This window comes from Prevotella sp. AM23-5 (assembly GCF_003473645.1).
Taxonomy (GTDB): domain Bacteria; phylum Bacteroidota; class Bacteroidia; order Bacteroidales; family Bacteroidaceae; genus Prevotella; species Prevotella copri_A.
This window is the reverse complement of the sequence record NZ_QUCG01000039.1, coordinates 1-13,514: the sequence shown is the minus strand read 5'-3', so window position 1 is coordinate 13,514 and position 13,514 is coordinate 1. Positions and strand designations below refer to the sequence as shown.

15 protein-coding genes are annotated in these 13,514 nt (G+C 46.3%); 3 read left to right on the top strand and 12 right to left on the bottom strand.

Translation table 11 applies throughout. The features are described from left to right. Positions 1-230 precede the first annotated feature (230 nt). The gene (locus DW657_RS10480; protein WP_118312461.1) at positions 231-935 is read left to right on the top strand and encodes a DUF4923 family protein; all 705 of its coding nucleotides are present in this window, start codon (positions 231-233) and stop codon (positions 933-935) included. Positions 936-1,171: 236 nt separating this feature from the next. On the opposite strand, the gene DW657_RS10475 is transcribed toward DW657_RS10480, so the two are convergent. From DW657_RS10475 to crcB, 9 genes are all read right to left on the bottom strand, one after another. Further along, on the bottom strand, positions 1,172-1,354 hold the full coding sequence (locus tag DW657_RS10475; RefSeq protein WP_118312460.1) for a hypothetical protein: 183 nt from the start codon (positions 1,352-1,354) through the stop codon (positions 1,172-1,174). 23 nt (positions 1,355-1,377) lie between these two features. Further along, entirely contained in the window at positions 1,378-2,124 is a 747-nt protein-coding gene (locus DW657_RS10470; RefSeq protein WP_118312459.1) for a peptidylprolyl isomerase, read from the bottom strand. 74 nt (positions 2,125-2,198) lie between these two features. After that, positions 2,199-2,570 (bottom strand): hypothetical protein, encoded by a 372-nt coding sequence (locus tag DW657_RS10465; protein ID WP_118312458.1) that lies wholly within the window; start codon positions 2,568-2,570, stop codon positions 2,199-2,201. Between the two features lie 88 nt (positions 2,571-2,658). Then, a complete protein-coding gene (locus DW657_RS10460; RefSeq protein WP_118312457.1) occupies positions 2,659-3,513 on the bottom strand; it encodes an HAD family hydrolase in 855 nt (284 codons plus the stop codon). 226 nt (positions 3,514-3,739) lie between these two features. Then, positions 3,740-5,647, bottom strand: a complete 1,908-nt coding sequence (dnaK, locus tag DW657_RS10455) for a molecular chaperone DnaK (protein WP_117661953.1) — start codon at positions 5,645-5,647, stop codon at positions 3,740-3,742. Between the two features lie 367 nt (positions 5,648-6,014). Further along, on the bottom strand, positions 6,015-7,046 hold the full coding sequence (recA, locus tag DW657_RS10450; RefSeq protein ID WP_089544943.1) for a recombinase RecA: 1,032 nt from the start codon (positions 7,044-7,046) through the stop codon (positions 6,015-6,017). A 20-nt stretch (positions 7,047-7,066) separates the two neighbouring features. Further along, positions 7,067-8,308, bottom strand: coding sequence for a saccharopine dehydrogenase family protein (locus DW657_RS10445; RefSeq protein ID WP_006848470.1), 1,242 nt, complete (start codon positions 8,306-8,308; stop codon positions 7,067-7,069). 42 nt (positions 8,309-8,350) lie between these two features. Beyond that, positions 8,351-8,959, bottom strand: a complete 609-nt coding sequence (locus DW657_RS10440) for a DUF6621 family protein (RefSeq protein ID WP_118312456.1) — start codon at positions 8,957-8,959, stop codon at positions 8,351-8,353. A 270-nt stretch (positions 8,960-9,229) separates the two neighbouring features. After that, positions 9,230-9,610: a fluoride efflux transporter CrcB gene (crcB, locus tag DW657_RS10435; RefSeq protein WP_089544945.1), complete on the bottom strand. Its 381-nt coding sequence runs from the start codon at positions 9,608-9,610 to the stop codon at positions 9,230-9,232. Positions 9,611-9,902: 292 nt separating this feature from the next. Between crcB and DW657_RS10430 the strand changes: the two genes are divergently transcribed. Beyond that, positions 9,903-10,052 carry a hypothetical protein gene (locus tag DW657_RS10430; RefSeq protein ID WP_199658346.1) on the top strand — a complete coding sequence of 50 codons (150 nt, stop codon included), beginning with the start codon at positions 9,903-9,905 and terminating at the stop codon, positions 10,050-10,052. A gap of 147 nt (positions 10,053-10,199) precedes the next feature. Then, positions 10,200-10,547: a hypothetical protein gene (locus tag DW657_RS10425; protein ID WP_118312455.1), complete on the top strand. Its 348-nt coding sequence runs from the start codon at positions 10,200-10,202 to the stop codon at positions 10,545-10,547. 114 nt (positions 10,548-10,661) lie between these two features. Here DW657_RS10425 and DW657_RS18375 read toward each other — a convergent pair whose 3' ends face one another. Genes DW657_RS18375 through DW657_RS10415 form a run of 3 tightly spaced genes read right to left on the bottom strand, consistent with a single transcriptional unit; the run spans position 10,662 to position 12,622 of the window. Further along, positions 10,662-11,489: an agmatine deiminase family protein gene (locus tag DW657_RS18375; protein ID WP_233546824.1), complete on the bottom strand. Its 828-nt coding sequence runs from the start codon at positions 11,487-11,489 to the stop codon at positions 10,662-10,664. Next, a complete protein-coding gene (locus DW657_RS18370) occupies positions 11,486-12,172 on the bottom strand; it encodes a hypothetical protein (protein WP_233546821.1) in 687 nt (228 codons plus the stop codon). Before DW657_RS18370 ends, DW657_RS18375 begins: the two co-directional genes overlap by 4 nt. A gap of 51 nt (positions 12,173-12,223) precedes the next feature. After that, positions 12,224-12,622, bottom strand: coding sequence for a hypothetical protein (locus DW657_RS10415; RefSeq protein WP_118312470.1), 399 nt, complete (start codon positions 12,620-12,622; stop codon positions 12,224-12,226). Between the last annotated feature and the right edge of the window lie 892 nt (positions 12,623-13,514).

Here is a 13,514-nt window from a genome sequence, read left to right as displayed (position 1 = left end):
TAACGGTGCAAAGATAGGGTTTTCTTATCATATTCGGGTAAACTTTTTGAGAAATCTATGCTAATAATCGTTCTTTTTTGATGTATGTCAAAAAAATGAAACATTTATGTTTTTTCTGAACGATATTTTGAACCTTTTGATGCCTCTTTCGTCTAAGAAAATAACAAATAATGATGAAAAAAGCATTTTTTGAAACGAGAGTTACAATTATAATAAATAGAAAGTAAAAAATGAAAAAGGTATTTTTTATGGCTGCCCTGGTGCTTGCCAGCACTTCCGGCAGCAATGTATGCGCAATGAATGAAGCTGTTCAGGAGGCTTCACTTTCAGAGTTGATGCCTGTGAAGAAAACAACTAAAAAGACATCGAAGAAGACATCGAAGAAGAAAACTACTACCAGCAGCAGCTCTACCGGCAGCAGCATCATCAGTGGCATTCTGAACAATGTGATAGGTTCTGCCACCTTCTCGCAGGCAGATCTCTGTGCCCATACCTGGAAGTACAGCAAGCCGGGTTGCGCCTTCACCTCAGAGAACCTGCTGGCAAAGGCTGGCGGCGAGATTGCAGCCAACAAGATTGAGGAGGATCTGACCAAGTACTACAATAAGTTCGGCTTCAGCCAGAGCAATACCTACTTTACCTTCAAGACCGATGGCACCTTTGCAGCCAAGATTGACGGCAAGGCATGGAGCGGCACTTATACCTTCGATGAGAAGACGCATGCCATCCAGCTGAAGGGTTTGCTGCTGAGTGCTTCGGGTTTTGCCACCCGCACCACCAATGGCATCAGCCTTCTCTTCGAGCAGAAGAAGCTGCTCACGCTGGTCAAGACCCTGAGCAAGCTGAATCTTACCGGCAGCACTACGATGAGTGCCGTGAGCAGCATTGTGGATAACTACGATGGCGTGCGCATGGGCTTCGAGATGACGAAGTAAGATTGATTGCACTATAAGATTTAAGATTTTTAGAAGAATGAGTATTTCTTGTATTCTTAATTAAAAACTATATTCAGCAGTGTTGAACTTATGTTCAGCAGTGCTGAACTTGTATTCCGCAGTGTTGAACTTAAGTTCAGCACTGTGGAACATAATTTTCTTCGTGGATTACAAACATTTACACAGTGAAGAAACTAATATTTCCTAGTGAGATAAAATAGTAGTATTCGAAGTTTCTATTTTATCTCAACCTGGAGAGGATTCTTCAATGCATCCAGGTAATCCTTGATGCGGATCTGCCATTCGGCATAGCTTACGTAATCCTTGGTGAAGGTCTTCGTCTCCGTATCCTCCTCGTGGATTGGGAAACCAGTGGCGAAATCGGTAGGAGTGGTCAAGCCGTCATACCATACGGTCATCTTGTTGAAGCTACTTAAAGCCTTTACTCCTCTATAATGGAAATCTCCATGCTGATATCCTCCTTAGGGCGGTCACCACGCATGGTTTCGCAGTTCTGAATCTTCTCCACTACGTCAAGGCCTTCCTCTACCTCGCCGAAAACGGTGTACTGGTTGTCGAGGAATGGGGTTCCGCCCACCTCGGTGTAAGCCTTCTGCTGCTCCTCGGTAAACTTAGGGTAACCCTGCTCCTTGCAGCGCTTCTTGGTTTCATCCACCAGTTCATCCTGAAGCTTCATCAAGCCCTCACGGTCGCGGCTGCGGCGGAAGTTCATAATCTCATCATGGTGCTCCTTGGCAAGCTGGTTGAAGATGTTCTGCTCCATCTGCATGCCCATCTGCTTCTCCATCTGCTTCAGCTCGTTCTGCTTGTAGGTCTTTCCCCAGACGATATAGAATTGGCTGCCGCTGCTCTCACGCTCAGGGTTCACCTCGTCGCCCAGACGGGCAGCGCTCAAGGCACCGCGCTTGTGGAAGAGCTGTGGATAAACAAACTCGGCTGGGATGGTGTAATCAGGTCCGCCCGTGCCCAGCATCTTGCCCTTTGGAGCGCCCTTGCTGTCAGGGTCGCCGCCCTGGATCATGAAATCCTTGATGACACGGTGGAAGAGTGTGCCATCGAAATATCCCTCCTTTGCTAACTTCAAGAAGTTGTCACGATGTTGAGGAGTCTCGTCGTAGAGGCGCACCTTGATGTCGCCCTCTGAAGTCTTGATCAATACTTTAGCCATATTTCTTTTTTGTTTCTATCTTATTTATAATTCAATAAATCCTCGGAATTTCTTTCGGAATTCGATTCTAACATTTATTTTTCTTTAGAACTTTCCCATTCGTTCCACTGCTTCATTGCCTCCTGCCAGTCGGTTTGCTCACCGCTGGCGATGGCATCCTTCTGCTTCTCTGCCTCATCACGTGCCTTGTCTCTTGCACGTTTCGCCTTCATGGCTTCGATGGTGGCATCGTCGAGAATCTGGATGGCGCCACGCTTGATGGCATCCTGCAGTTCCTCTTCGCCGAAAGCCTTGCCCGGCTCATTGAAGTCAGAGATGTTGAATTCATAATCCACGCGAAGGTCGTGGCGTATCAATTTCTGTTGCAAACGGTTGCCGGCATTCTTCAGGCGCAGCAACTTTCCGATTTCCTTGATTTCTCCTGCTGAGTATTTGTTTCTTCCCATTAATTATTTATTAATATTATATTTCTTTCTTTTTCTTTCCTGCGTTTCGGCGTTTCAGTGTTTCAGCGTTTCACCTATATTTCCGCCTCTACTTCCACGCCTTCTTCTGGTTTACCTCTATCAATCTGTCGAATTCGAAATCCGCCTTGATCTTATCCAGAATTCGCTTCACGATGATGTTCATCACGCTTCCCTTGCTGTAGTTTGCCGTGCACATAAAGTTGGCACGGCCTTCCCTAACCAGCTGGCACGCCATCGCCTCCTTCTGGGGCGTATCATATACGGCAATGGAATGGCCGCCGTGCTCCTTCACCATCTTCATGCAGGGCACATCGGTTTCTCCATCCCCGAAATAAATCATTCGCGGAAAAGGGATAGGGCGCTTGCTATCAGGAATATACTGGTTCACCCTGCTGTTGTCGCTCACCTGACGGATGCCCTTGTTGATCTTGAAGAGAAACTGCGTCTTCGTGGTATAATCCACGGCTACGGCTGGCCAGTAGGCGATGCCATCCTCATTATAGAGAAACGAGCAGGCATAGATGTTCTCGAATTCCTGAGCGATGGGTGTGCCCTCTATCATCTCCTTCAATCCCGAGGAGTTGATATAGTGCTTGATATCGAGACCGATGCTTGCACCATATTCATTGATGAATGAGAACCATTGCTTCACGCCACGGAAGAGTTCCACATTCCTGCCGAAGCTCTGGAAGGATTCGCGGGTGAGTGAGATATGGTTCTTCTTTGCTTCATCCAGCATCATATACATATAGGTGAGAATGCCGTTGGCATCCTTGCCCACGGCAAGCTTTCGGTTTTTATCCCAGAATTCCTCCTTCGTCTTTCCGGTTGCCTGGATGAATCCGAACTCCTGCATGTTGCCGGGAGATAATGTCCCGTCAAAATCATAAACCAGTGCTACCTGCGGTCTTTTCTTTGCCATATCCCGTTTCCTTTCCTTCTTTTACTAGAACTTGTCTTTTTCTTCTCTTGCTGGAACTTCCGCCCCTTCATAACTTGCAAATATACATATTTTTCTGCGATAAAGCGATAAGCAGATATATAAAAAAACATAAAGACACAAAAAAAGGCGTGTAAAACTCATTTTCAGAGTCTTACACGCCTTTGATCTTTATGCTAATCTAATAACTTCTCTATGATGAGAGAGATTACTTAACCTCCTCGAAATCTGCATCCTGAACATCCTGAGCGCCATCGTTAGCACCCTGCTGTGCCTGCTGGCCACCCTGTGCACCCTGAGGACCTGCCTGCTGACCGCCCTGGTACATCTGCTGAGAAGCTGCCTGCATTACGGTGTTCAAGTTGTTGATAGCTGAATCGATGGCTGCAACATCACCTGCCTTATGAGCATCCTTCAACTGCTGCAATGCCTGCTCGATGCCTGGCTTCTTGTCTGCAGGAATCTTATCACCGTTATCCTTCAGGAAGTTCTCGGTGGTGAAGATCATGCTGTCTGCCTGGTTCATCTTGTCGATCTTCTCGCGCTCAGCCTTATCAGCAGCAGCGTTCTGCTCTGCCTCAGCCTTCATGCGGTTGATCTCGTCCTCGCTCAAGCCAGATGAAGCCTCGATGCGGATGCTCTGCTCCTTGCCTGTAGCCTTATCCTTAGCTGATACGTTCAAGATACCGTTGGCATCGATATCGAAGGTAACCTCAATCTGAGGAACACCACGACGAGCTGGAGCGATACCTGTCAGGTTGAACTGACCGATGCTCTTGTTCTGAGCTGCCATTGGGCGCTCACCCTGCAATACGTGGATGGTAACCTCTGTCTGGTTATCAGCTGCTGTAGAGAACACCTCGCTCTTCTTGCAAGGGATGGTAGAGTTAGCATCGATGAGCTTGGTCATTACACCACCCATGGTCTCGATACCGAGAGTCAATGGAGTAACGTCGAGCAATACGATGTCGCCAACACCCTCTTCCTTGTTCAGGATGGCACCCTGGATAGCTGCACCTACTGCTACTACCTCATCAGGGTTAACACCCTTAGAAGGCTCCTTGCCGAAGTAGTTCTTAACGAGTGTCTGAACGGCTGGGATACGGCTTGAACCACCTACCAGGATAACCTCGTCGATATCTGATGTAGAGAGCTTAGCGTCACGAACGGCATTCTGGCAAGGTACAAGACAAGCCTGAATCAGGTTGTGAGCCAACTGCTCGAACTGTGCACGGGTCAAATTCTTAACCAAGTGCTTTGGCATACCGTCAACGGCTGTGATGTATGGCAAGTTGATTTCTGTAGCTGTAGAGCTAGACAACTCAATCTTAGCCTTCTCAGCTGCCTCCTTCAAGCGCTGCATAGCCATAGGGTCCTTGCGGAGATCTACGCCTTCCTCTGCCTTGAAGCCATCAGCCAACCAGTTGATGATTACCTGGTCGAAGTCATCACCACCCAGGTGAGTATCACCATTGGTAGAAAGTACCTCGAATACACCGCCACCGAACTCAAGGATAGAGATATCGAATGTACCACCACCCAGGTCGAATACGGCAATCTTCATATCCTTGTTAGCCTTGTCAACACCGTAAGCCAAAGCTGCGGCAGTAGGCTCATTTACGATACGCTGAACGTTCAAACCTGCAATCTGACCAGCCTCCTTAGTTGCCTGACGCTGAGAGTCAGAGAAGTAAGCAGGAACTGTGATTACTGCATCTGTAACCTCCTGTCCGAGATAATCCTCTGCAGTCTTCTTCATCTTCTGGAGAACCATTGCAGAAATCTCCTGTGGAGTATATTTGCGACCCTCGATTTCAACACGTGGATAACCACCCTCGTTTACTACTGTGTAAGGCATTGCCTCAGCTTCCTTCTGGCTCTGAGCGTATGTCTCACCCATGAAACGCTTGATAGAATATACGGTGTTCTTTGGGTTTGTGATGGCCTGACGCTTAGCAGGATCACCTACCTTGCGGTCACCATCCTTAACGAAACCTACTACTGATGGAGTAGTACGCTTACCTTCACTGTTAGCGATTACAACTGGTTCGCTACCTTCGAAAACGGCAACACAACTGTTTGTGGTACCCAAGTCAATTCCAATTACTTTTCCCATGATTATATCTTTTTTTTATTTTTTCGTTATTAATATGTTATTTATCTCATGAATCGCTGCCTTCGGGGAAGTCTGCCGAAGATATGCATCTATCGGGAACCTCCTGAACTCAGTGTTCACGCTTTCTAATTAACAAAGCGTGTGCCAATGAATTTTTTTTCTGGATTTGGCTGTTTGTTTTCAGTGTTTTCCTGATTTCGGCTGACAAGCTGTCAGTCAGGTGCTGACAAAATAAAAGGAATCAAGATAAAAGAAGCGATAAAATGTCGCATTCCTCATATCTTGATTCCTATTTCGTTTTTAGGGAACTCTTTCTTCCAGATAATGTCCCTATATATAATAAGGTGTAACCTACCTTATCTGAGTTTTATTTCTGATCCTTGGCAGCGAGTGCTTCACGAACCTTTGCCTCCAGCTCGTCGAGAAGCTCAGGATTATCCTTGAGCAATGCCTTGCAGGCATCTGCACCCTGTCCGAGCTTTGAACCGCCGTAGCTGTACCAGCTGCCGCTCTTGTCGATGATGCCGTTGGCTACTGCCAAACCGAATACCTCGCCGGCACGGCTGATACCTTCGCCGAACATAATGTCGAATTCCGCCTTGCGGAAAGGAGGAGCCACCTTGTTCTTCACTACCTTCACGCGAACCAGATTACCTACCACATCCTCGCCGTCCTTGATGGCTGTTGCCTTGCGGATGTCCAGGCGAACTGATGCATAGAACTTCAAGGCGTTACCACCGGTAGTTGTCTCAGGGTTGCCGAACATCACACCGATCTTCTCGCGCAACTGGTTGATGAAGATGCAGGTAGTATTGGTCTTGCTGATGGTAGAAGTGAGCTTGCGGAGTGCCTGGCTCATCAATCGTGCCTGAAGACCTACCACGTTATCGCCCATGTCGCCCTCGATTTCCTTCTTAGGTGTCAGGGCAGCTACAGAGTCAACTACCACGATATCTACGGCAGCTGAGCTGATCAGCTGATCGGCAATCTGCAATGCCTGCTCACCATTGTCTGGCTGCGAAATCCACAGGTTATCCACATCCACGCCCAGTTTGGCAGCATAGAAGCGGTCGAAAGCATGCTCGGCATCGATGAAGGCAGCAATACCGCCAGCCTTCTGAGCCTCTGCGATGGCATGGATGGCCAATGTTGTCTTACCAGAAGATTCAGGACCATAGATCTCGATGATACGTCCCCTTGGATAACCGCCTACGCCCAATGCATTGTCGAGAGCGATACTGCCCGTAGGAATTACCTCGATATTCTCGACGTGCTCATCGCCGAGTTTCATGATAGAGCCCTTGCCGAAGTCTTTCTCAATCTTCGCCATGGCTGCCTGGAGGGCTTTCAGTTTTCCCTCGTTGGGGGTCAGTTTGCCCTCTTCTATCTCTTTTGCCATATTCTTTTACTGTTTAAAGTTTAATCAATCTCCAAATCGCCATCAAACACCTCGTGCCATGGCAATCCCTGCTTGTTCAACTGCTCCATGAATGGATCTGGGTCGAACTCCTCTACGTTCCATACTCCTGGCTTCTTCCAGATGCCCTTGAGGAACATCATCGCACCAATCATGGCTGGCACACCAGTGGTGTAGCTTACGCCCTGCATGCCTGTCTCGTTGTAAGCCTCCTGGTGCTTGCAGTTGTTATATACGTAGTAGGTACGCTCCTTGCCATCCTTCTTACCACGGATGCGGCAACCGATAGATGTCTCGCCATCATAGTTCTCGCCGAGATCCTGTGGGTTAGGCAATACTGCCTTGAGGAACTGCAATGGAACAATCTTCACCTTGGCTGTCTTGCCTGAACCATCTGCCAATGGAGCCTCGTATTCGATTTCGTCGATGCGGCTCATACCGAGGTTCTGGATGCAGTCGAGGTAGGTGAGATACTGCTGACCGAAGGTCATCCAGAAGCGTGCCTCCTTGATGGTAGGGTAGTTCTTCACCAGGCTCTCCAACTCCTCGTGATGCATCAGATAGCTCTCGCGAGGGCCGATGTTAGGGTAGGTGAGAGGCTTGTGGATAGACAATGGGTCGGTTTCAATCCATTCGCCATCCTTGTACCAGAGTCCCTTCTGGGTAATCTCACGGATATTGATTTCTGGGTTGAAGTTGGTTGCGAAAGCCTTGTGATGGTTTCCGGCGTTGCAATCCACGATATCGAGCACCTCAATCTCATCGAAGTGATGCTTGGCAGCGTATGCGGTGAAGATGCCGGAAACACCTGGGTCGAAACCGCAGCCGAGGATAGCGCAGAGACCTGCCTGCTCGAACTTATCCTTATATGCCCACTGCCATGAGTACTCGAAGTGAGCCTCGTCCTTTGGCTCATAGTTAGCGGTATCCATATAGTTGCAACCGCAAGCCAGACAGGCATCCATGATGGTGAGGTCCTGGTAAGGCAAAGCAAGGTTGATGACAAGCTCAGGCTTATAGCTATTAAAGAGAGCCTTCAACTGCTCAACGTCGTCGGCATCCACCTCAGCCGTCTGAATATCCATCTTGTAGCCCTTGGCGTGGATATCCTTAACCAGCTTATCGCACTTTTCCTTGCGACGGCTAGCAATCATAAACTCGGTGAAAACGTCCTGGTTCTGGACGATCTTGAAGGCAGCCACGGTAGCCACGCCACCAGCGCCAATCATAAGTACTCTACTCATTTATAATCTTGTTTTTTATTATTATGTTTATTATTTTAATGTTTATTTTATCTCCTTTGCCGAGATTCCGAGGGCGTTCATCAGCGAGTACCCCAGAATCTCCTGTCGGAAGTTTCCTCCCGGCATGGGTTGCATGGCGAAGAGGGTGATGCGCTTGTCGTCGTCATCTACCTTGCGAAGCATATCTCTCAGCTGGTCGTAGGCATCTCCATCTTCCGAGTTCGGAATCACCATCACCCTTTTCACCTCCTTGGTGTTGCATACGGTGCGTGCCACTTCTACGAGGAATTCATCCTTTCCCACCATCTTCTCCTCGGTAGGATAAGAGGCAAATATGAATTCTCCCAGCTTATCATCCTTGAAAGCCTGGGCGTTGAGATCCTTCTCATAGTTGGAAGGGTGGAAATTCTTCATCGCCAGAGATTTCTTATCGTGGATAAGCACCACTTGCGTTTCGTGCTCACCCTCTCTGAGACCTCCGTCGAGGGCAATGCACACTGCCCATTGTGCCATATCTGCTGGCTGGATGCGGCGGTTGATCATTCGCTCGAAGTTGACAGTCAGGTCGAAAGCCACTTTGTCGATATAATCGGCATCAGCGATGATCACATTCTCGCTCCATTTTATATTGTTTGTATCTAATGTATTCATTGGTGCAAAAATTAAGCAAACGAGTACAATGAAAGCTTGCTTTCAAATTGTCGAGTGCAGATTATTTTCTGCAAATTTACGAATAAATTTCGTAATTAAGGCATTTTGAAAATATAAAATAATAAAAAAGATAGAATTTTCATCATTTCTTCATCTGATGGAATCCTATCTTCTGTATTTTATGCGATAATCCGGGTTCTTCTTCTTTCTATTCTCCGGTCTTCTTTCTCGGCAATCCGGGTTCTTCTTCTTTCTGTTTTCTGAAGTGTTTTATGCGATAATCTTCGCCAGATAATGTCCGGCGAGTACGGCGACGAGTCCCAGTGCCAGGCTTCCGAATAGGTAGAGCATCATATAGAGGTAATTTTCCTCCTTCATCAATCCCGCCCCCTCGTTCATGAAGGTAGAGAAGGTGGTGAATCCTCCGCAGAACCCCGTGGTGAGCAGCAGTTTGGCTGATGGCGACATCCATCCCCCTTCCCTCCAGTTCAATCCCGAGAGGAATCCGATGATGAGGCATCCCGCCACATTCACCGCCATGGTTCCGAACGGAAAGGCAATCACCGTGCAGGATTGCACCATCTTTGAAATCCAATATCTCATGCCGCCCCCGAAGAAGCTGCCGATGCTTACTATCAATATTTCTTTCATCTCCTTATATAATATAGTAACTTGATGTAATTTAATAACTTGTATGATATAATAATTGGGTGCAAAAGTACGAGTTTTATTTCTACTAGCAAAAATATCTTTGAAAAAAGATAATCCTCAGCTTAATTTTTCCCTCTATTTTTTCTTTTAAGGGATAAAGAAGCAATCAGAAAGCGGGGAAGAAGCAATCAAGTAGCGGGGAAAAGGCAATAATGAAGAAGGGTAGAAGCAGAACTGGACCTTTACCTTCATCGGCACCGATGATCTTGATGTAGAGAACATTGCTCAGGATATGGGTATCGACAACCACCTGCAGTTCTCGGAAGATGAGGCTGGCACCAAGGCGATGTTTGCAAGAGAAAACAGAGCCCGAGAGCGCTACAACAGATGCCGTGCGATGGATTGCAAGATGGAAGCGGGCAGTTACTTTGAGGAGAAATAAAGAACGTACCATTAAATGTCCTGGTTTTATAAATGATGGCAATAATTACTGTGCGAATTGCGCCAAACAAAATGTTAAGTGACATGCAGTTTATCACTAGGCAATACATTTGTTATATGTGTATAGTTACGAATTAATATTATTTGTATGCATAAGGATGTTTATATTGGTCTTGCACATGACAAGGCATTTGATTTTGACAAAGAAGGCAATTGGAATGGCTATATGCCTACGTTGCTTTATGGAAAGAACGTTCCGTATGAATATTCGGAGGGAGGCAATGTAATCTACTGGGACTTGGTGGACAATCCGTTGTGTAAGCAACTTGATTGGGGCAGTTGGGGATTGAAACGAACAGCCAAAGATATGGTTCTTTTCCTTGAACAGTATAAGGATAATAAATATGCCAAATATCTAATCGGGAATATAAGGGTGGATTTCATTGATAATGGACTAGAAGATGTAGAACTGGTTCTTGAAGCAGTGGAAACATAGCTTTTTGTTTTCTGGCGATAGATAATGAAGAATAGGATTTTTGGACGCACCAGTAAATCCAGTTTAGAATAATATCTATGCTTGACACAGGATTATGCTGGTGCTCCATAATAATTATTTTTTAATATTCCAAGTTATACAATTCAAGGCTCCGCCTTGTTTAATGATCTCTTCACTATCCAACTGGTAGATATTACATGATGGATAGTATGTTTTTATTTGCTCCATAGCTTGCTCATCCTCTTCTGTATTGATAGCTGGCAGAACGATGTTGTTGCCAACTTGCAGGAAGTTGATGTATGCCCAATTTCGCTTATCTGCTCGCTGCACATGATAATGTAGCTTCTCTATCCGAAAACGGGTGCCAAGCCGTCGCTCGAATTCTTCTGCAAGTTCCTGGTCGTAATCAGCATAGTTGGTCATTAGAAGATGTGACTCGTCTATTGGTTTCACTATTCCATCAGCATGCCCATATTTCTCATATTTATCCCATGGAAGCATGATGACCTCACAATGAAATAGATGCTCCAACTCATTCAATACTTCTGCTTGCGGATATTGAGCGTTTTCATGAAAAACTTTCTCTGTCATGATAATGCAATCATGGGCTTTTACCACATTCCCGCCATCTATTATCAAATCGGTGGCTTGGATATTGGGTAGCTTCAAAGCTTTGCACACGCTCTTTGAATCCGTAATATATTGCTTGTCTGATTCTTTCTTTGTGAGATAATCGGGATAATACCGATATTGCAGGAAATCCTCTTCGGCTAGTTGAATCGGCATGTAGTCACGACACCAGATATCGGCTGTGTTTGATAACAGAGCCATATTGATGTGGACATTCTTCAGTAACTCTGAAAAACGGCTGAAGAATGCAGGATGAACTTTTTGAAGCCATTCTGAAACGAATACCTGATTCGTATCTTTATCTACTATCATATCTGTATCTTTTTAAATTGCCATGGCCGTGGGTCTTGGATATGCTTCTTGTCTTTTGTCAGGGTGAACCCTTTGTTGAGAAGTTCCTGATGCTCTTTTGCCTGCATCTTCTGGCCGTTTTCATCATATTTCGCCACGTTCTTGCGCACATCAGCTTCTACCTCTGCCTTTTCTTCTCCATCAACCCATTTGATGGAGAAGCCATCGAAGATGGAGGCTTGCGAATAAAGCATATCATATAATAAGGTGGAACGACTGTCGGGTAGATTTCCATCTACCGAAAACTCACGTATCAACAGGGATGCCCTGATGGCATCTTCGGGATGGGTGCCCTTCTCGAACGTGATGTCGATTCCAGAAACATGGTTGTGCAGGATGCCCAACTTGAAGATGCTCTTGGGAGAACCATTCTGGGGGTTGCGATGATATACGATGGGGTCTTTGATGCCACCCTCGGCCTCTTCGTGATAGTAGAACTCCACACACGTGGGTTGTACTGTTACCTGTTGGATACCAGTACTTACCAGGAAGTGACCGGCTAAAGCTATCTGAGCGATTTCCTTGAATTCAGAAGGGATGAATGGGGTGCCCTGATTTCCGAATGGGTGGTCTTCGTTCAGAATTTTTCTCCGTGTATCCTCACTCAAGGAAAATGATTCTAAAGTTTCTTTCAAGTTCTGCATGATCTTTACCTTTTTCTTTCAAAACCTATATTTCACTCTTTCTTCAGAAAATTACTCTATCACCTCCCAGAAACTCTCCGGCAAGCTGATGTTCTTCATCTTCTTTGCGCTCTTGAACAATGGGGCGATGTCTTCGGCTTCGAAACCGGCGATGCCGCAACCTATTGGGGTTACCAGGAAATGAAGATCGGGATGCTGATGGGCAAAGATAATGAATTCCTCCACGTATGGACGGATGGTTTCTACGCCGCCCTGCATCGTAGGGATGGCGTAACTCTGGCCCTGCAAGCCTACACCCTTGCCCATGACGGCACCGAAATGCAGGCGGGCAATGCGGGCAGCTCCACCACCATGCATGCCAGCCAGATTGCTGCCAAACACAAAAATCTCGTTCTCCTTCAATGAATCAATCCAGCGAGGAGTGATTCTTCCCTTCTTCATATCTTCCATATTACTATTATTTAATGTGTTACTTTCTTCAGCCGCTTCCTCGCAGCACATTCTTGAAGCCATCATGCTCGGCATCGACATCTTAGGAGCACTTGAAACAGATGTGTCTTTCTCTGCGAACGACAGATAGCTTCCGTATTCCGATGCATCGAAGTATCTCTTGAAATAAGGAATCACCACATCGTGCATCATCTTCTGACAACGCTGGGTAACGGCAGAATGGGATATGCCCAACTGGGCGGCTACGTCCTTGCCCCTGAATCCCTCTATATAGAGCATCTTCAGGATGATGCTGTTCTTGCTGTCTCTGCCATAATAGAAATTGCCGATATCTTCTATCGTCTGGTAAAGATCGTGCTCAAACTGGTTGTCGGTCACGTCAAACTGCATCTTGCGGCTTTCCTGTCGCACCTCGAAACTCTCGAAACGATGCTCCTTCACCACCTCCTTCAATTTATCCAGCAGCAGGAACCGGAAGCCGTTTACCATCCATGTTTTGAGCGACATGCTTGGCTTTCTATCTTCTAAAGGCTTGAAGTCGTGTTCGCAGAGATAGAGATAGTATTCGTGAGCCAGAGAGAAGAAATCCATGCCTGGCTTGTGCTGCAGGTCATATCGCTTGTCGTAGATGCAATAAGCCACCCGGCAGTATCCGTAGTAATACTCCCTTACTATTCTGGCATTGGCATCCTTGAAGCCCTGCAGAATCTCATCATCCGATAAACTTTCTAAATTCTTTTCTTTCTTCATATCGATATATCTTTTTGATATCCGCAATTCGATTGCAAATATATACTTTTTCTTTGAGAAACCGGAGAAATAGCTCTTTTTTTTCTATTCTCTATGATATTAAAAGAAAAAAGAGCCTAAAATCCGCAACTATCATCCAATA